Below are 20,212 nucleotides of genomic sequence, written 5' to 3' on the forward strand. Positions count from 1 at the left end.
AAAATGCGATTTTTGGGTTCTTGGTCCTATACTATTAGCTAATCTACTTTACTATGAAATTTCACAAATTGGGAGCTACACTTTTAGTGTTACTCTTGGTATCGCAAATTCTTTTTGCGCAACAGAAAAGACCATTGACCCATGCCGATTATGATGGTTGGGAAAGAATGGCTTCTGAGAAAATAACTAAAAATGGCCAATGGGTGGGTTTTCAAATCAGCCCTCAAGATGGAGATGATAGGCTGGAGATTTTTTCTTTCAAAAATCCCTCAACCCGTCAGGTTATTCCACGAGGAACTTCCTTTGAATTTTCTGCAGATGATTTATATGCGGTGGGAAAAATAGTTCCTGAGGCTGATTCAGTTTATTTATTGAAATTGAAAAAGGCTAAGAAGGAGGATATGCCAACTGACAGCCTATTCATTTATAATATGGAAGCCGGCAGTTTGGAGAAATTCCCAAGAGTAAAATCATTTTCACTCCCTGAAAAGGCTGGAAGTTGGGTTGCTATTCATTTTGAAAAAGAGAAAAAAGAGAAAGCTAAAGTGGATAAAGAAGTCGAAAATGATTCTACCACTAAAGCTGAAAAACCTAAAAAGACTGACGGAACCCTGCTTAACGTAAGGAAATTGGATGGATCTCTGAGCTATGATTTTGAACGAGTGAAGTCATACAGCTTCTCCAAAGATGGAGCTTTTCTTCATTACGTCCTTGCCGAGGAAGATACCTTAGACAATGCTGCTTTATACCTACTTAACCTTGAGAGCGGGGAGAGTAAACTGATCTCTGAAGGCATGACTTCCTATTCTGAAGTAACATTCTCACCTAAAACAAAGTACCTGGCATATTTAGCAACCGATGATTCTGCAAAGTCTAAGAAACCATATCATTCACTTTTCCTTGTAAAGACTGCTACTGCTGATCTTAAAGAAATTGTAACAAAAGATTCTGAGGGAATTTTAAGTAATGGGAGAATAAGCGAGAATGGTAATCTTAAATTCTCTGAAAGTGAAGAACGCCTATTTTTTGGTGTAGCTCCAGACTACGTAGATTATAGCTATGAAAGTGATACCACAATATTAGACGATCAAAGAGTTAGCTTGGATATTTGGGGATGGCAGGATTCGGAGATTCAGCCCATGCAGCTCAAGAATAAGGGAAGGGAAGAACGTTTCTCTTACCTAGCTGCTATAAATCTTACCACTGATAAAATCACTCAACTTGCTGATTTAGAAGTGAAAAATGTGAGCTTGGAACCAAAAGTAGAGCGTGATTTTGGGCTGGCCTATTCAGATGCCCCTTATCGGATCAATTACAGTTGGGATATTCAGATTGGTAGAGATTTGTACTTGATTGATTTCACCGATGGTTCAAAGACCTTGATTGAGAAGGACGCTTCAGGATTTCCTTCGATTTCACCAGAAGGCAAGTATGTTTACTGGTATGATGGACGTGATAGTAGCTGGGTAGCTTACGATGTAGCGAAGAAATCGAAAATTAATCTAACCAAACAACTCTCAGAAGTATTCTACGAAGAGTTGCATGACTCACCATCTCTTCCTGGAAGCTATGGTAACGCGGGTTGGCTAGCTGGTGATGAGGCATTTCTGGTATATGATAGGTTCGATATTTGGAAAATAGACCCTGAAAATCCTTCTTCTGCTATTAACTTGACTCAGGGAGAAGGAAGAAAGTCTTCCATAGTTTTTAGAAGACAGGATCTGGATAGAGAAGAGCGTAGTATCGATCCCAAAGGGCAGTTATTACTAACTGCATTTAATGAAAAAACAAAAGATGCTGGCTATTTCACTGGTTCTTTTGATGGCAAAACTGCTCCAAAGCAGTTAATAATGACAGCAAATCGTTATTCCGGACTGACCAAAGCCAAGGAAAGTTCAGAAATTATTTTAAACAAATCTACTTATCAAGAGAACCCAGACCTTTATCTAGGTGATCTGAGTTTTAAGAATCTTAAGAAGGTGTCTAACCTCAATCCTCAACAGGCCAGTGTAAATTGGGGGTCAGTGGAATTAGTGGAATATGTGAGCAATGATGGAGATCCTTTGCAAGGCCTACTGTTCAAGCCTGAGAATTTTGATGAGTCAAAGAAATATCCAATGATGGTTTATTTCTATGAGAGAAATAGTGATGGTTTACACAATTATAGAGCTCCCGCACCTAGCGCTTCAACGATTAACATCCCATATTTTGTCAGTAACGACTACTTGGTTTTTGTACCGGATATCAAATATGAATTGGGACTTCCAGGGCCAAGTGCCTATAGCTGTATTATCCCAGGTGTTCAGTCAATTGTGGCCAAAGGCTTCGTAGATGCTGATAATATTGCGATTCAGGGACAGAGCTGGGGTGGTTATCAAGTAGCTTATCTTATCACTCAAACTGACATGTTTAAAGCTGCAGGAGCTGGTGCGCCGGTAGTGAATATGACTTCAGCTTATGGAGGAATCCGATGGGGAACAGGTATGAGCCGCATGTTCCAATACGAGCAAACACAATCTAGAATAGGAGGGACTCTTTGGGAAAAACCAGTCTATTATATAGAGAACTCTCCTCTGTTTTTTATGGATAGAGTCAAAACGCCAGTACTGATCATGCATAATGACGAAGACGGGTCTGTGCCGTGGTATCAGGGGATAGAGATGTTTATGGCATTGAAGCGATTGAATCAGCCAGCTTGGTTACTTCAATATAATGGTGAGGATCACAATTTGGTACAACGTAAAAATAGAAAGGATTTATCAGTTCGATTAAGTCAATTCTTTGATCATTACCTAAAGGGAGCTCCAGCACCTCTTTGGATGACAGAAGGGCTGCCTGCTGTGCAGAAAGGTAAGACATTAAAATATGAGCTCAATCAATAATTGATTTTTACTAAAATGGTCTTCAATTAATAATGGAGGCCATTTTTTTTTGACTAAATTTTAACTAATTCAGGGTTTTTTATAGCTTATATAATGTGTTTCGTCGATCTATTAATGTATCTTCACTAATTGCTTCAAATCTTTTCAAAACCACACAATGCTTAATAAAATTCTTCGGGCTTTCACAGGTTATAAAATAAAAAATATAGCTGTAGATGGCTTTGAAATCAAGATATCTTACGTTGGTAAATTCCCCACTACTAGTCCATTAGCTTTCTTGAAAGAATTGAAGGAGAAAATCTCTATTACTCCACGTGTAAATGTTGATTCTTTTGATTTTAAGGAACATTGGGAAACAAGGTTGGCGAAGGTGAAACATGTATTGCCTTCTTGTTCTGCCAAATTTCAAATTGATGGCAGTACGTATAAAATATCTAGGTATGTTTCGAAGGAAGGCAAGACACCTGTGAGTATTTATGCATATAGTGAAAATGATTACACATTCGCCTTTTTTTCTAGACTTTATGATCATGGTATATACTTTAATGAAATTAAAACTAATTTAATTTCTAGTATGGAAATCAGAAAATCTAAAGAGGATAGTAATCGCTATTTTATTTCAAATGATCATTATTCCGTGATTCTTGATGTTTTCGGACATTCACAAGTATTTATATGGAATGATCAGGAAGCAGTGAACAGGTGTTTAAACCGGGTAGCACCCTAAACGCAAAAAAGCCGTGAATCTCACGGTTCAGGGCTTTTTTAGGTAAATACTAGAAACTTAATCTACATATTCATAGCTAAACTCTAATTCAAAATCATATTTAGCCACAGCTCTTAAATTAAGATATATCTTTCCTGCAGTTCCCTCTTCATTCAACTCCATCTTTGCTGAACCACTTTGTAAATAGGAGTTGGCAGGTTCTGTATTTGTAGTGTTATCAACTAGGATGATAATGGGGAGTCCAAAGTCAAAGCTATTACCTCCAAATGCAATTTTTGGAGTGGAGATCTGAAATGGCTCTCCTGAGGAACTAAGCTCAAAAGGGATTTTATTCTGATCGACCGCAATCCAGCCGGATGGTTTATCTTGCTGGATTCCAAAATACAAATCCCCATTCGAATACCCATTTCTTGGGATTGCGGTTATTTTATTGATGAAATAGGCGCCGATTTTCACCTCTTTTCTAACCGTATTTTTCACTTTATTGAGCGAGGTGGTGGTTAAGCTTACTGTGTAGGTCCCAGGCTCTTCGTAAATAGGAGATACCGTTTTCTCATTTGATGTGGTGCCATTACCGAAATCCCAGAAATAAGCATAAGCACCATCTACAACTGATTCAAATTGCACAGGGACAAAGGCTAAAGTTTTGTCGGATTTTAATTCAAAATTGGCTTCAATTACCGGGTACTCTTCTTCAGAAGAGCATCCACAACATGCTAATAGAATTAGCAAAGCACTTAAGTGGTTTAGTTTCATATGATGTAAGTGTGACTGGTAAAAATAGTTAACCTAAATCTAACTATTTCTGGTAATTCTAACCATCAGCCAAACTATTTCTTCAAACTTCTTTCGGAGCGATTATACCGCAACTGCAGCTTTAATATGTGGGTGTGGATCGTAATTAATCAATTCAAAATCTTCGTATTTGAATTCAAAAATATCAGTGACTTCAGGATTGATTTTCATAGTAGGTAAATCCCTGATCTCCCGACTCAATTGTAATTCTGCCTGCTCCAGATGGTTGGAATACAAATGTGCATCTCCAAAGGTGTGAATGAAATCACCCGCTTCCAACCCGCAAACCTGCGCCACCATCATGGTAAATAAAGCATAGGACGCAATGTTAAAAGGTACTCCAAGAAAAACATCTGCACTTCTTTGATAGAGCTGACAACTTAATTTGCCATCCGCTACATAAAACTGAAAAATAGTGTGACATGGAGGCAATGCCATATTGTCTACATCGGCTACATTCCAGGCACTTACAATATGTCTGCGACTGTCAGGTTTAGTTTTGATCTGATGAATAAGGTTTTTGATCTGGTCGATTTCTCCGCCTTTGCCATCTGGCCAATGTCTCCACTGATAACCATAAACCGGCCCTAAATCACCATTTTCGTCAGCCCATTCATTCCAAATAGAAACTTTGTTGTCGTTAAGGTATTTGATATTTGAATCACCTTTTAGAAACCAAAGCAGCTCGATGATAATAGAGCGAAGGTGGAGCTTTTTGGTAGTGACTACTGGAAAACCTTTTGATAAATCAAAACGCATTTGATGACCGAAAATACTCCGTGTTCCTGTTCCCGTTCTATCTCCTTTTACAGCTCCTTCATCAAGGATTTTGCGCATCAAATCGTGGTATTGCTTCATCTTCTAAGTTTGATTTTCAAGTTTCGGCAAGTTAATCAGTTCAGATAATAAATGGAATTGATTTAAAACAAACCACCTTCAATATTATTATACTTGGAGAGGCAAACAGGTCTAAATGCCATTTCAGATTAGTTAATGTTCCAAAAATCTACCGCTTATTCTTTACTCGCTGTTGCTGCCATTCTCAGCATTTTACTCATAATATTCCGTCCTCTACCTCAATTTAATTATAATTTTGAGACCTTTTTTCCGCAGAATGACACAGATCTAGATTTCTATAATAGCTTCAAAAGTCAGTTTGAAAATGATAATGACTACTTGCTTATTGCCCTCAGCAATTCTGAGGATGAGCTAATGAAGCCAGATTTTTTAGAAAAGGCAAATAGGATCCAGTCCCAAATTCAAAAATTGGAGAAAGTGGATACGGTCATTTCCATTCTTAACTTGAGGCAACCGGTAATTGGTGTTTTTGGCTTAACCTATAGAAAATTACTGGATTGGTCTGATGAAAAATCTTTGGCCAACACGTCGGCTAATTTGAATCAATATCGTTCCCAATTGATATCGAAAGACGGGAATGCACTGCTCTTATTGATCAAGAATGAACAAAATATATCCAAGGTTGCTGGTGACGAACTGTATGGTTCAATCAAAGAATTATTCTCCCAATTTGAAATTGAACCACTTGCCATAGCAGGGAAAATTCAAACGCAAGGTGACTTTATCGTGCTAATGCAAAATGAATTCGGGCTGTTTTTTGGTTGCTCGATCTTGCTCATGGTATTCTTGCTGATTATCATTTTTCGTTCTTGGTGGGGTGTAGTTATTCCCCTAGTTGTACTTCTTATTGGAGTTGCATGGGCTTTTGGCTTACTTCTTTATTTGGGAAAACCATTCGATGTAATGTCAATCATGCAGCCAACTATTTTTATGATTGTTGGCTTGAGCGCTTTAATCCATTTTTTCACCCATCTAACTAAGAAACTCAAAACTGGAGTAAATAAAGGGGACGCTATCACAGCTATTTACAAGGAACTTCTCATGCCTGTCTGGTTGACAGTATTAACCACCTCGTTAGGTTTTGTTTCACTTTATTTCACCACAATTCCAGCGCTTCAGGATTTTGGCTGGACAACTGGATTGGGAGTTTTGGTTATTTTTTTGGCAGTAATACTTATTTCTCCAGGCTTATTATTTCTCATCCCAATAGCTAAAAGTTATTCAATCCCAAAGGTTGAACAACCTGACATTTTACACAGGCTTTTTGCTTGGCAATTAAAAAAGAGAAAATCGATCTATCTTTCATTTTTAGGGATTACAATGCTTTGTGTTTTTCTTGGTTCAAAGTTGGAGATAAACGGCTACTTACTGGATAACCTGCCCTTGGACCACCCGATTCAAAAAGATTTTGAATACTTTGATGGGCAATTTGGAGGGTCAAATCCATTAGAGATTTCTGTTTCCATTGGTCCCAAAGCAATCTCTTTACTAGACCTAGAGGTCTTAAAAGAACTGGAAAAAGTTGAGGCTAAAATTCATGAGTTATTTGGAGATAGCAAGATAATTTCACCTTTGACACTGATCAAATCTATCAATCAGGCGCAGAATCAAGGAGATCCTAAAGCATTTACTCTTCCGTCCTCTGGGCAGCGTCAGCGAATGGGGCGCTGGCTTGATAAAGCTTTGGAACTAAATGGTAAGCAAGTACTCAGTAAGGATAGAAAAACTGGTAGAATCAGCTCCAGGGTACCTGATCTAGGGTCTTTGAAAATGTCTGAACTCAGGGATGAACTAAATGATTTTGTAAACAATGAAATTGATTCTGACTTATTAAAAGTTCGATGGACAGGGACCGCTTATCTAATTGACAAAGGCCATAAGTCAGTCACCAAGCAAATGGCAAAAGGTCTTGGTGTCGCTTTTTTATTAGTAGGGATTATTGTTGGTTTTTTGTTTCGAAGTTGGCGAATCTCATTCCTGTTATTGATCCCTAATTTAATTCCGCTTATCTGGATGCTAGGACTAATGTATTTACTGGATATAGAATTTAAATTGACCACAGCCATACTTTTTACTGTTGCCTTTGGAATTGCGGTAGATGACAGCATTCATTTTATGAGCAGGCTAAAGCATGAGCTTAGCTTGGGCAAAAACCTAATTTATGCGCTGAAGCGTACCTGTCTAGAAGCCGGGAAAGCGATAGCTTTGACTACAGTGGTCTTAACAGCTGGATTTGGTTTGCTGATTTTTAGCCAGTTTGGCGTAACTCACTTTACAGGCTTGTTGATTTCAGCTTCGTTGATTTTTGCGCTATTGGCAGATATGTTACTTCTCCCGCTTTTGCTTTTGCCCTTGAAGAAAATGTGGGAACAAAAATTCAATAAATAAATGTAAAATTATTGCTTAAAACCGTCCCAACTGAATGTAGCTGTGACAGGATAATGATCGGAATAGTCAACCTCTCTGTGAGTCTTGAATTGCACCGCTTGAAGCTTTTGGCTTGAAAAAATATGATCAATTCTTAGAAAGAAAAGTATGCGATTGTAAGTGAAACCAAATCCTGTCCCAGCTTTTTCGAAAGCATTATCATAATTTTCACTCAGTTTGAAATAGGTATAGGAATATGGGATTTCATTTAAATCTCCCATCAAGATCAATGGGTGCGGACTGTTATCCATATGCTCCAAAAGGACCTTCAGTTGCTTGCTTCGGGCTAAACTTCCTCGTTGAAGCTTTCCTAAGGTTTGTCTATAATTTTCCTTTACGCCTTCGATATTTTCCAAGCCATCTGAATCAATTCGCATGGATTCCAGATGTGCATTATAAATTCGAATCGTATCACTATTCACCAAAATATCAGCGAAAATAGCCCCGTTTGTGCCTTGAGCATCAAATACTTTCCCGTCATTGATAATTGGGTATTTAGAGAAAATCGCCAATCCATTTGATCTTTTCTTTGGATTACCGTCTGTGATGTGGTACGAAACTTTGTAGTTAGAATTCTTCCCCAGAATTTTTACTGCATCTCGGGAAGGCGTGGTGTTATCTTGGTAAAATTCTTGAAAAACTTTTACGTCAGCCTCTTGATCCTGAAGCCAGGTGAATACATTCGAGTCTGCCGCTCCTTTATTACTGGATTTATAGTAGAACATATGAGCATTGTAGGTCAATACTTTTAGTCCTTCAACATTCTCATTTTTAGGATGAATCTGGAATGTGGCAAGGAAAAATTTATAGCCCAGAATTAGCGCCAGTAGAGGCAAAAAGGATAGTTTTCTCCATGATAAAATCAGAATTACTAGCAAAAATAGATTCAGTAGTAAAAAAACTGGAATGAAGAAAGGTAAAAGTCCCACGTATTTGAAATACTCCGGAGAGATAAATACGCTGGCAAATAACACTAAGGTAACGGCAAAAATTAACCAGGTAATGACTTTCATGAATTGAAATTATTCTGGAAATAAAGTAAGCAATAAATCATGTCCCTATTATAGTGATTCGTGTTTTAACTTTATACACAATCTTCGATCCAAATGAAGATTGAATTCAAAATATCATTTAACTAATCGGTAAAGGTAGAATATTTGTTTCTCCATAAAATGATTGTGCTACAAATGGTAAAATAGAGGCTTGAATTTTGCAGCTTTGTCAATTATTACTTATTTCAATAGAAAATTACCACTAGGAAATCGCGCATGACGAAGGTCGCTACACCCTGGAAGGATTATTCCTCATGCCAGATTTCTCCCGATAGTTTTCGGGTCGCCAATTCAAAAACAAAACATTAATAGATGAAAACGAACCATCCTATTTTATCGGCAGCAATTTTAGCCATAGTTTTTGCTTCATGTAGTGAACCAAAGGCTATTGAAACTTCAGAGTCAGTAGTAGCTGAGGAGACCATGGAAGCAGCTACAGAAGCAGAATCCAGACCAAGCCCATTAATGGTGAAAGAAGGTCAAATTGCCGGAAAGGCAATCAAAGTACAGTATGGATCTCCCGCAGTAAAAGGCAGAGACCTGTGGGGTGATTTGGTTCCATACAATGTGGTTTGGAGAACAGGTGCAAATGAAGCCTCCTATGTTGACCTAGCTGAGGACATGACGGTTGAAGGCAAGAAGTTGGAAGCAGGTAAATATTCCTTATTTACAATTCCCAAAGAAACAGGAGCTTGGACAGTTATTTTTAATTCGGAATGGGATCTGGAACATGGTCATTTCCAATACGATGAAAAGAATGACGTGCTAAGAGTAGACGTGACTCCTGTATGGGAAGAATCAACCCAAGAGTCACTTTCTATAGACATTGAAAACCCAGGTATCGTTATCCGCTGGGAGAAGCTTAAGCTACCAATTACAATAAACTAAGGAATTACATTCCCTGAAAAAGTCCTCAATTTCAAAATTGAGGGCTTTTTTTTTTAGGTAAATACCAAAAGGGCAAACGGATATGTGTTTTAATATTAGGTTTAGGGTAAATTCGTCTCCTTACTTAAATATGATTCGATGAAGTATATAGGTTTTTTAGTGGTTTTAGCGCTGACTATCGCACTTGGAGTAGCTGTTTCCACTCCCTTTGGTGCGATACCGCCCTTAGCGCCTTTGCTTGACCCTAATCATGGGTTTTGGCAAAATTCAATTTCAGAAGATGAATTGGCTGAGGATGAACTGGAACTCAATAACCTAAGCAGTGAAGTGCAAGTGGTTTACGATGAGAACTTGATTCCTCACATTTTTGCTGCTAATGAAGCTGACCTATACAGAGCTCAAGGTTACATTACTGCAAAGCATAGACTTTGGCAAATGGAATTCCAGACTATGGCTGCTGCAGGCAGAATCTCCGAAATAGTCGGACCCTTAGCTATAGATCTAGATAGGATGACTAGACGAAAAGGCTTGGCATATGGAGCGGAAAAAGGAATAAAATTCACCCAAGAAACCGACCCTGAGACGTATGCCCTATTAGAGGCCTATGCGGATGGAGTGAATCAATACATCGATCAGCTAGAAGATGCACAATTACCGGTAGAATATAAAATCCTAAACTATAGACCAGAACCTTGGACTGCATTTAAATCCATTCTTTTGTTGAAATATATGACCGATATGTTGGTTGGTGATCGGGATTTGGAATATTCGAATTTGAGAAAAATTCTAGGCGAAGTGATGCTGGATAAATTATATCCAGAATATCCAATTGGTGTGGAACCCATCATTGAAGCAGGACACAAGTGGGACTTTAAGTCTCTCGAAGTTACCCGGCCAGATAGTATTAATTACCCTAACGATCAACTAGTCATTGATCCTTTACCACAACCAGAAGAAGGTACAGGTTCTAATAATTGGGCAGTATCTGGTTCGAAAACGAAAAGTGGTAATCCAATTTTAGCCAATGATCCCCACCTGAGTTTAAATCTTCCTTCGCTTTGGTACTCCATGCAATTGACCACACCTAATCACTCAGTGAAAGGAGCCACTCTTCCCGGTGCCTTAGGTGTTATTTCCGGGTTTAATGAAAATATTGCTTGGGGTGTCACCAATGCAACTCGCGATACACGTGATTGGTATAAAATTACTTTTCAGGATAAAGCTAGAAAAGCCTACCGATACGGCGAAAGGTGGGAGCAGACTACTTTTAGAATAGAAGAAATTAAAGTAAAAGGTGAGCCTGCTTTAATAGACACTGTAGTTTATACCCATTATGGACCTGTGGTGTATGATAAGACCTTCAATTCCAACCGTCAAGATGTCAATTTCGCCTTAAAATGGAATGTACATGAAGGATCAAATGAGCAAAAAACTTTCTTAAAGTTAAATACAGCAAAAAACCATGATGACTATAATGTTGCCCTAGATAATTTCACTGCTCCAGCTCAAAATTTTGTCTTCGCATCCAAAAGTGGTGATATAGCTATGAGGATTCAGGGTAAATTCCCGTTGAAATGGAAAGGGCAAGGAAAATTCTTTATGGATGGAGCAGACCCGCAAATGGAATGGCAAGGATATATTCCGAATGAACAAAATGCAAGTACATTAAATCCTTCTCGCGGTTTTGTTAGCTCAGCTAACCAGCACCCTACGGATTCAACGTATCCGTACTATGTTTTTGATAATAGCTACGAATTTTATCGAAATCGCAGACTGAACAACAGACTATCTGAAATGAGTAATATTACTGTGGAGGATATGCAAGGGCTACAGTTTGATGATTTTTACCTACACGCTTCCGAAGCCCTTCCGATTATGTTGGACTTGCTTGGGAGTGATGTTGAAAATGACGCTGCCGCAAAAAAATACATTTCTATTTTGAAGCAATGGGATTTTTATGCAGATCCAAATCAGAAAGCACCAACTTTATTCTATATCTGGTGGCGCGAAACTTACAGTCAGATATGGAAGGACTTGTCAGAAAATTTAGCACCTGTTGTACTTCCAAACTATTATCAAACGGTATTATTTATGAAAAATGAGCCGAATAGTGAAGTGTTTGACCATAAGAAGACCTCTGAAAGGGAGACTGCAGCAACCCACATCAAATTCGGTTTCAAAGGATTGCTAGAAGTCATGACAAAATGGGAAGAAGAGGAGGGGGATTACTCTTGGGCTAATTATAAAAGAACCAAGATTCAGCATCTTGTTCCCCAGTTTAATTCATTTTCTGTGGAAAATGTCTACACAGGAGGGGGTGCTGGAATTTTGAATGCTACAAGTGGTAGATCAGGTGCAAGCTGGAGAATGGTCGTGGAATTAGGACCAGAAGTCAAAGCATTTGGTGTTTATCCAGGTGGTCAATCCGGAAATCCTGGAAAGTAAATTTTATAGCAATTTCATCCCCATCTGGGCAAATGGTGAATACCTAAACTTTGACCTGAGAACACCTGATCACGTAGATGGCCTATTATTCAAAACTAATTTAAACTAAGCGCTATAAAATTGAGCAGGTCGCAAACGACTCTCACTAGGATAATTATAAACCCAGCGAGATTCCATGTGACAATTAAAAGACAAATTATAAACACATGAAATTTATATTATTTACTTTTCTCACGGCTGTACTTGTCCTCATTTTCAACCCCTTTCTGCCTTACTGGTCTGTAATGATTATCATAGCAATTTTTGCAGCTTTAATTGGTAATGGCGGCGTAGCGGCTTTTTTTGCAGGTGGCTTAGGCATGGGCTTAGCGTGGCTAGGTCAAAGTATCTATATCAGTACTTTTTCAGGTAGTTCATTGCCTGATAAAATGGGCGAATTAATGGGGTTTGGTTCTGAAATGCCACTTTTGGCTCTCACAGGTATACTCGGATTTTTACTGGGTGCTTTTAGCGCTTTGACAGGAAGTTTGTTGCGCAATCTTTTCAAAAGAAAGCCTGATAATATCTATGGGGGATGAGAATGATAAAAAGCAATATGTATCTCCGCTTCTATTCCAATAAGGAGGGAAAAGAAAGGTAGGAGTAGTTAATCTTAGGGATTGTGCTACTTCGGTCTTCCAATCTGATATGCAAAGACTATCAGGCGACTGGCATTATTGCTGATAATCATAAAAAAAGAAATTAGTTAAAAGTTCTTAGTCTGACTTCAAAAACCAGTCTTTTGTTTTTCCATTTCAATCGATTGAGTACCTTTGTTACTCACTATTGAAGTGAATTTTTATGCTTGAATCCTTAATTACCTCAAAAACAAGGTTGAGGTTACTTGTTAAGTTTTTTGTTAACTCCAAAACACAAAGTCATTTGCGAGGTTTGGCTGACGAGTTTGGTGAGTCGACCAATGCAATTCGCAAGGAATTGAATAACCTAACACAAGCAGGTATTTTAGTAAAGGAATCAGATAAAAATAAAATTGCCTACAAGGCAAATGTTACTCATCCCTTTTTCTCTAACATACAAGATATCATTCGTAAATATCTAGGTTTGGACAAGTTGCTCGAGCAAATTCTGGAGAGAATGGGAGAGGTGAGTCAAGTAATCCTGGTAGGGGATCTATCTAAAGGCATAGACTCAGGAAAAATAGATGTAGTAGTCACCGGAGATAACCTTAACGAGAGCTACATTTTGAACCTCTCGAATAAGATAGAGGAAATGATAGAACGAAAAGTGGTATTGACCTTGCTATCTGATAGGATGGTCTCTACGGGCTTGGTTTTGTTCGACAAAGAGGTAGGGGCTTAGGAGCTCGAGTTTATAGAGTAAATTTTGTGATAGGCGCTTTTGTGACTGAAAGGGCGAAGCTGTGCGGAATAGCTTGTAAATTGATTAAAAATCAGAAATTAGCAGCTGATTAGAAAGTGAAAATTGTGTGCAACACGAAAATTATTGATTTGAAAAAATATAATTGGTTGATTAATACTAGAAATTACCTTTTGCTGGTGATTTTTTTATTGTTGGGTTTAGCTGTCCAAAGTCAGAGTCTTTCTGATATCCAGAACCTTAAGGTGGATAATTTGTCAGATGCGCAGATAGAGCAATTGATTAAGAGGGCAGAATCAAGTGGACTCACTACAAATCAGTTGACTGCCTTGGCAAGGGAAAGAGGTATGCCGGCTTCAGAGGCGGCCAAACTAAGCAAGAGAATCAGCGCCCTGCAAATGTCAGTCAACTCACCAGCTGGTACTCAACCTACTTCAGAAAGCAGATCTGTGAATGGATTTCAGGAAACTGATATGTTCGATTCTATCCGAAAATCTGATCCTTACTATGATTTGAGTGTAATGCAGAAGAAGATTTTCGGTTATAAACTCTTTCATAATAGAGATCTTAATTTTAGTCCAAGTCTCAACATTCCAACTCCTCAGTCTTATGTGATTGGGTCGGGAGATCAGTTATTAATTGATGTTTATGGTGCCTCACAGCAATCATTTGATTTAAGTGTTTCACCTGAAGGAAGGATATTTATTCCAAATATTGGCCCTGTACAAGTAGGTGGAGCAAGTATTGAAGCAGCTAGCGTTCGGATCAAAACAGCTCTTAGTAGAATATACTCCGGATTAAATGGCGTAAACCCAAATACTTTTATCCAAGTAAGATTAGGTAATATCCGATCCATAAAAGTTTCGATGGTAGGTGAGTTAACTAAACCGGGAACATATACCCTGCCTTCATTTGCTACTGTTTTCAATGGGCTTTATGCTGCTGGCGGTCCAAATGAGAATGGTGCATTTAGAAAAGTACAGGTTTACAGGGACAGTAGGTTAGTTGCGACCGTAGATATTTATGAATTTTTGTCCAAAGGAGATCAAAACTCAAATATTACCCTTCAAGACAACGACGTGGTGTTAGTTCCAGCGGTAGAGACTCGTATTGAAATAATAGGTCCAGTAAGAAGAGAAGGGCTTTTTGAAGTGAAGCCTGATGAGTCGCTGCAAGACTTATTCATCTACACAGGAGGAATGACTAGCTTGGCATATCGTGATAGAGTAACAGTCAGGCGAATTGAAGATAATCAGCGAAAAGTAGTAGATGTTCCATCCAGTGAATTTGGGTCTTTTTCTTTAAAAGATGGGGATGAAATATTAATCGGTGAGGCATTAAAAAGATTTTCAAATAGAGTACAAGTGACTGGATCAGTCATTCGCCCGGGAGAATACTCCTTAGATGAAGAAGGTCTTACGGTCAAAGGATTAATTGAAAAAGCAGAAGGTCTTAAGCCAGAGGCATTTTCTAACAGAGCAACTTTATACCGGACTAGTGCAGATTTGACATTGGCTGCAGAACCTCTGGATCTTAAAGGAATATTGAGTGGTGCATCTCCAGATATTCCATTGAGAAACGAAGATCTTTTGTTTGTACCGAGTAGGTATGATATTCAGGAAGAGTATTATGTGAAAATATCTGGAGAAATTAATTATCCAGGGACTTATCCTTTTGCATCCAATATGACTGTAGGTGATCTTATTTTAAGATCCGGAGGCATGTTGGAATCTGCTACAAATTCACAAATTGAGATAGCAAGAAGAGTGAGAGATGCCACTTCAGGTAAAATAGCGGAGATAACTACACTTTCCATAGACCCCAATCTTGAATTATCAGTGGAGGAAAAAAATCAAGCTCTTCAACCATTCGATCATGTATTTATTCGCAGAAGCCCTGGAATTCGAAAGAGAGCAGTTGGTTACTATTCAAGGAGAAGTGATGTATCCAGTGTGAATTTGCTATAGCTGGAGCAAATGAGCGAATATCAGATGTGATCAAAAGGGCTGGGGGTATTAATCAATATGCTTATCCAAAGGGAGCAAGTTTGATTAGAAGAACTGTTTATTATAAAGGGCCAACAGAAGAGGAATTGAGAGATCAAGCACTTTTGGATATCCGGGCCAATCTTGACCCAGATCAAAATAGGGTAGGAAATGAAGCGGAAGAACTGCTTTTTGAAAGGATTGATGAGAAAATAGCTCAAAACGAACTGGAGAAATTAAAATTGCAGCAAGAGGAACAGAAACGAAAACTCTTCGCTATATCTCCTGCCTTTGATTCATTAAGGCAAGATTCTACTCTTATATCAATGCGAATGAAAGAGCAGGATTTTGTGGGAATTGATTTGCAGTATATCTTGGAAAACCCGGGCTCAGAAGAAGATTTGATCTTGATGGAAGGAGATGTTATCCATATACCAAAAGAGCTTCAAACGGTTAGGATGGTAGGAGAAGTACTATTGCCTACCACCACAAGATTTATGACAGGAAAAAGTCTCAAGAAATACATTTCTAAAGCGGGTGGCTTTACGGAGGATTCCAGAAGAACTAAAACATATGTTGTATATGCCAATGGAGACGCACAAAGTACACGTAGCTTTCTAGGAATAAAGTCATATCCTAAAATTGAACCAGGAGCGGAAATAGTAGTTCCTAGAAAACCAGTTAGACAAAGATTAAATGCCGCAGGATGGATAGGCTTGGCCTCAAGTTTAGCAACCCTCGGGATTCTAATAGATCGTTTACTTCCTTAGAAATAAAAATCATTAATACATGAAAATTGCAGTTGTAGGTACAGGCTATGTAGGCTTGGTATCAGGAGCATGTTTTGCAGATGTAGGTATCGAAGTGACCTGCGTAGACATCGATCAGAAGAAAATAGACAACCTTAAGAAAGGCATCATGCCAATCTATGAGCCAGGTTTGGAAGAGGTTGTAGTCAGAAATTTCAAAAGCGGAAGACTTAAATTCAGCACGGATTTGGGCGAAGCCATCGAAGGAGCATCGGTAGCTTTTATAGCTGTGGGTACACCTCCGGGAGAGGATGGATCTGCGGATTTGAAATACGTATTGGCCGTTGCAGATGAAATCGGCTCAAAGATGACCGATTACATTGTAGTTGCAACCAAGAGTACAGTTCCAGTGACCACTGGGGAAAAAGTTCGAGCAGCCATCAAAGGAGCTTTGGACAAAAGAGGCTCTGATTTACCATTTGCGGTAGCATCGAACCCTGAATTCCTGAAAGAGGGAGCTGCTGTTGAAGACTTTTTAAAGCCGGATAGAATTGTGATCGGAGTGGATGATGAGCGCGCTGAGGAAATCATGAAGCGTCTATATAAGCCATTCCAGTTGAGTGGGGAGCGAATCATCTACATGGATATTCCATCTGCAGAGATGACTAAGTATGCTGCGAATGCCATGCTTGCAACCAAGATCTCATTCATGAATGATGTAGCAAACCTATGTGAATTGGTAGGTGCTGACGCAAACATGGTGAGAAAAGGCATCGGCTCAGATCCAAGAATCGGGAATAAGTTCATCTATCCAGGAGTAGGATATGGTGGGTCATGTTTCCCAAAAGACGTAAAAGCAATCATCAAAACGGCCAAACAGTATGGCTATGACCTGAGAGTTCTTCAAGCTGTGGAGGATGTGAATGATGATCAGAAATATGTGCTTTCCAAGAAAGTGAAGGCTCACTTCGGTGAGGATCTGACAGGAATGACCTTTGCAATGTGGGGACTAAGCTTCAAGCCAAATACAGACGACATGCGTGAGGCACCAGCAGGAGTGATCATCGATGAGTTGAGAGCAGCCGGAGCAACAGTAAAAGCGTATGATCCAGTGGCCATGGAAGAAGCCAAAGAACATTATATCTTTGACAAGGTGACTTATTGCAAAGATGCTTATGAAGCTTTGGTGGATGCTGATGCACTTCTTTTGGTTACTGAATGGTCAGAATTCAGAATTCCAAGTTGGGATGTAGTAGGTAGACTATTGAAGAACAAAGTGATATTCGATGGCCGAAATATCTACGACAAAAAGTATCTGAAAACGCTGGGTTTTGAATCTTACGGAATCGGATCTAAGTAAATTGTCTTGCCCTTGGGTTAAACTCAAGGGCATTACTATGCTTAGTTCGCAATATTATTATGCTGATAGCATAAACAAGCGTAAGAAATTTAATAGTAATCAAAACCTTATATGTATTTCCGCTTTTCTACCCGTAAGGTGGCCAAAGCAAATGTAAGAAATGTTAAACTTAAGAATTGAGGCCACTTCGGTCTTTGTCTACGGAACCAGATTCTGGAGTTTCATTAAAATGCATATCTAGCATATTGAGAACATTACGTTTAATTCCTTAAATCTGAAGATTTTATATAATGGATATTCTTGACTTGATTGGACGAAAAAATTTACTTTTTGAAAATGACATTAAGTCCAATGAAGCCGAACTAGCTCAAAAGGTCGCTGAATCAAAATTTTTGGTAATTGGTGCTGCTGGATCAATCGGGCAAGCTGTAACCAAAGAGATTTTTAAGCGAAATCCTTTAAAATTACACGTCGTTGATATCAGTGAAAATAACTTAGTCGAGTTAGTTCGTGATATCAGGAGTTCATTTGGCTATATAGATGGAGATTTCAAAACTTTCGCGCTGGATATTGGGTCACACATATATGATGTGTTTTGGGAATCAGATGGCAAATACGATTATGTGTTGAATCTATCTGCATTAAAGCATGTAAGAAGCGAAAAAGACCCTTTTACTTTGATGCGGATGGTGGAAGTAAATATTTTAAATACCATCAAGACAATCCATCAGTCTAAAGCAAAGGGAGTAAAAAAATATTTTTGTGTATCTACAGATAAGGCAGCAAATCCTGTGAATATGATGGGAGCTTCCAAGAGGATTATGGAGCTTTATTTAATGAAGGAAAGCCAAGAAATTTCCATTTCCACTGCAAGATTTGCTAATGTAGCCTTTTCAGATGGCTCATTGTTGCATGGCTTTAACCAACGAATTCAGAAGAAGCAACCCATAGTAGCTCCCAATGATATCAAAAGATATTTTGTGACTCCTCAGGAGTCAGGAGAACTTTGCTTAATGTCTTGCATATTAGGTGATTCAAGAGATATTTTCTTCCCTAAACTCAACGAAGACTTGCACTTAGTCACTTTTGCAGAAATAGCAGTTAATTATTTGAAGCAATTAGGGTATGTCCCCTATCTCTGCGAATCTGAGGAAGAGGCCCGAGAGTTTTTCCAAAACAAGCATCTTTCCAAAAAGGCTAATACTAACTATTGGCCATGTTTTTTTTCGCATAGTGACACAACAGGTGAGAAGGACTTTGAAGAGTTTTTTATGGAAGGTGAAGCACTGGATTTAGAAAGATTTGAGAAGTTGGGTATAGTAAAGAGTAGTTTAAACTATCAGTTGGAGAAACTCGATTTTTTCTTGGATGAAATGAAGAGATTAGCAACCCTAGGAAACTGGTCAAAATCCGATTTAGTCCACATTTTTAAAGAATTATTGCCTGCATTTTCTCATAAAGAGACAGGTAAATATTTAGATGCGAAGATGTAACTATGGCCTTTCAGGATACGATACAGTTTATACAGGATAAATTCCAATCCACGGATTTTATCCCTCTTCATGCACCCGTATTCAATGGGAATGAACGAAAATATGTTTTAGATACCTTGGATTCGACATTTGTCTCCTCGGTTGGGGCTTATGTGGATAGGGCTGAAACAATGATTGCTGAAATTAGCAATACGAAAAAAGCCATCGCAGTAGTAAATGGTACGGCTGGATTGCAGGTAGCTCTACGTTTATTAGGTGTGCAACCTGAAGATGAAGTCCTTACCCAAGCCTTGACTTTTGTTGCCACAGCAAATGCCATCCATCATAACGGCGCTGAACCGGTTTTTTTGGATGTGGATTATGATACTATGGGTCTTTCTCCAAAGGCAGTTTTGACTTTCTTGCAAGAATTTGGACAAAAACGTGAAACAGGAACATTCAACAAGAAAACAGGTAAGAAAATCGCTGCTTGCTTACCCATGCATACATTTGGTTTTCCCGTTCATTTGGAGGAACTAATATCAGTATGTCTAGATTGGAATATTCCTATATTGGAGGACGCAGCAGAATCCTTAGGGAGCTTTTATAAGGGGAAACCTACAGGGGCATTTGGTAAAATGGGCGTTTTTTCTTTCAACGGAAACAAAATAGTGACTTCAGGAGGTGGAGGTATGATTGTATCTACTGATGAAGAATTAGGAAAGTTAGGTAAACACCTGACCACTACCGCTAAAATCCCGCATTCGTATGAGTACATCCATGACGCTATAGGCTATAATTTTAGGATGCCCAACCTAAATGCTGCATTGATCTGTGCTCAACTTGAACAGTTGGATTCATTTTTGACCAATAAAAGGGGGCTCGCCTATGATTATGCTGATTTTTTCCAGACACAAAACATGGTCTTTAGAAAGGAATTGGAAAATACGCAAGCAAATTATTGGTTGATGTGTGTAGAATTGGAAAATCTAAAAGAGCGTAATGCTTTTCTTAAAGAGACCAATGAGGCCAAGACTATGACTCGTCCTATTTGGCAACTGATGTTTCGATTGCCGATGTACAAAAATTGTTACCGAGATGATCAAAAGGTTGCTGAATTTCTAGAACAGCGAATTGTTAATATTCCAAGTAGTGTTAGGATTTAAGTTTGTTTTCATTTTGGGTTATCAGGTCA

The 20,212-nt window shown here is 38.7% G+C and carries 13 protein-coding genes and 1 pseudogene; 11 read left to right on the forward strand and 3 right to left on the reverse strand.

Annotated features, from left to right (window positions below; genetic code table 11):
- Positions 1-53: 53 nt before the first annotated feature.
- Entirely contained in the window at positions 54-2,882 is a 2,829-nt protein-coding gene (locus tag AC0L6R_RS19315) for a S9 family peptidase (protein ID WP_473272694.1), read from the forward strand.
- Between the two features lie 157 nt (positions 2,883-3,039).
- Complete coding sequence (locus AC0L6R_RS19320; RefSeq protein WP_473272695.1) at positions 3,040-3,609, forward strand: hypothetical protein; 570 nt, start codon at positions 3,040-3,042, stop codon at positions 3,607-3,609.
- 57 nt (positions 3,610-3,666) lie between these two features.
- On the opposite strand, the gene AC0L6R_RS19325 is transcribed toward AC0L6R_RS19320, so the two are convergent.
- Both AC0L6R_RS19325 and AC0L6R_RS19330 read right to left on the reverse strand, forming a co-directional pair.
- Positions 3,667-4,365, reverse strand: a complete 699-nt coding sequence (locus AC0L6R_RS19325) for a PKD domain-containing protein (protein WP_473272696.1) — start codon at positions 4,363-4,365, stop codon at positions 3,667-3,669.
- A 102-nt stretch (positions 4,366-4,467) separates the two neighbouring features.
- The gene (locus tag AC0L6R_RS19330; protein WP_283412635.1) at positions 4,468-5,262 is read right to left on the reverse strand and encodes a thymidylate synthase; all 795 of its coding nucleotides are present in this window, start codon (positions 5,260-5,262) and stop codon (positions 4,468-4,470) included.
- 135 nt (positions 5,263-5,397) lie between these two features.
- Between AC0L6R_RS19330 and AC0L6R_RS19335 the strand changes: the two genes are divergently transcribed.
- The gene (locus tag AC0L6R_RS19335; RefSeq protein ID WP_473272697.1) at positions 5,398-7,650 is read left to right on the forward strand and encodes an efflux RND transporter permease subunit; all 2,253 of its coding nucleotides are present in this window, start codon (positions 5,398-5,400) and stop codon (positions 7,648-7,650) included.
- Between the two features lie 8 nt (positions 7,651-7,658).
- Here AC0L6R_RS19335 and AC0L6R_RS19340 read toward each other — a convergent pair whose 3' ends face one another.
- Positions 7,659-8,702 carry an endonuclease/exonuclease/phosphatase family protein gene (locus tag AC0L6R_RS19340; protein ID WP_473272698.1) on the reverse strand — a complete coding sequence of 348 codons (1,044 nt, stop codon included), beginning with the start codon at positions 8,700-8,702 and terminating at the stop codon, positions 7,659-7,661.
- Positions 8,703-9,053: 351 nt separating this feature from the next.
- Here AC0L6R_RS19340 and AC0L6R_RS19345 point away from each other — a divergent pair, with 351 nt between their 5' ends.
- The 8 genes and pseudogenes from AC0L6R_RS19345 to AC0L6R_RS19380 all read left to right on the forward strand — a co-directional run bounded on the left by AC0L6R_RS19345 (position 9,054) and on the right by AC0L6R_RS19380 (position 20,183).
- Positions 9,054-9,629 (forward strand): DUF2911 domain-containing protein, encoded by a 576-nt coding sequence (locus AC0L6R_RS19345; protein ID WP_283412632.1) that lies wholly within the window; start codon positions 9,054-9,056, stop codon positions 9,627-9,629.
- A 138-nt stretch (positions 9,630-9,767) separates the two neighbouring features.
- The gene (locus AC0L6R_RS19350; RefSeq protein WP_473272699.1) at positions 9,768-12,074 is read left to right on the forward strand and encodes a penicillin acylase family protein; all 2,307 of its coding nucleotides are present in this window, start codon (positions 9,768-9,770) and stop codon (positions 12,072-12,074) included.
- 206 nt (positions 12,075-12,280) lie between these two features.
- Positions 12,281-12,652: a hypothetical protein gene (locus AC0L6R_RS19355; protein WP_473272701.1), complete on the forward strand. Its 372-nt coding sequence runs from the start codon at positions 12,281-12,283 to the stop codon at positions 12,650-12,652.
- A gap of 343 nt (positions 12,653-12,995) precedes the next feature.
- A complete protein-coding gene (locus AC0L6R_RS19360) occupies positions 12,996-13,433 on the forward strand; it encodes an ArsR family transcriptional regulator (protein ID WP_473272702.1) in 438 nt (145 codons plus the stop codon).
- A 170-nt stretch (positions 13,434-13,603) separates the two neighbouring features.
- A pseudogene (locus AC0L6R_RS19365) lies at positions 13,604-16,206 on the forward strand (SLBB domain-containing protein).
- A gap of 19 nt (positions 16,207-16,225) precedes the next feature.
- Positions 16,226-17,545, forward strand: coding sequence for a UDP-glucose dehydrogenase family protein (locus tag AC0L6R_RS19370; protein ID WP_473272703.1), 1,320 nt, complete (start codon positions 16,226-16,228; stop codon positions 17,543-17,545).
- 290 nt (positions 17,546-17,835) lie between these two features.
- A complete protein-coding gene (locus AC0L6R_RS19375) occupies positions 17,836-19,038 on the forward strand; it encodes a UDP-N-acetylglucosamine 4,6-dehydratase (protein ID WP_473272704.1) in 1,203 nt (400 codons plus the stop codon).
- 2 nt (positions 19,039-19,040) lie between these two features.
- Positions 19,041-20,183, forward strand: a complete 1,143-nt coding sequence (locus AC0L6R_RS19380) for a LegC family aminotransferase (RefSeq protein WP_473272705.1) — start codon at positions 19,041-19,043, stop codon at positions 20,181-20,183.
- Positions 20,184-20,212: the final 29 nt, after the last annotated feature.

It is taken from the genome of Algoriphagus sp. 10J20-15, from assembly GCF_055809615.1.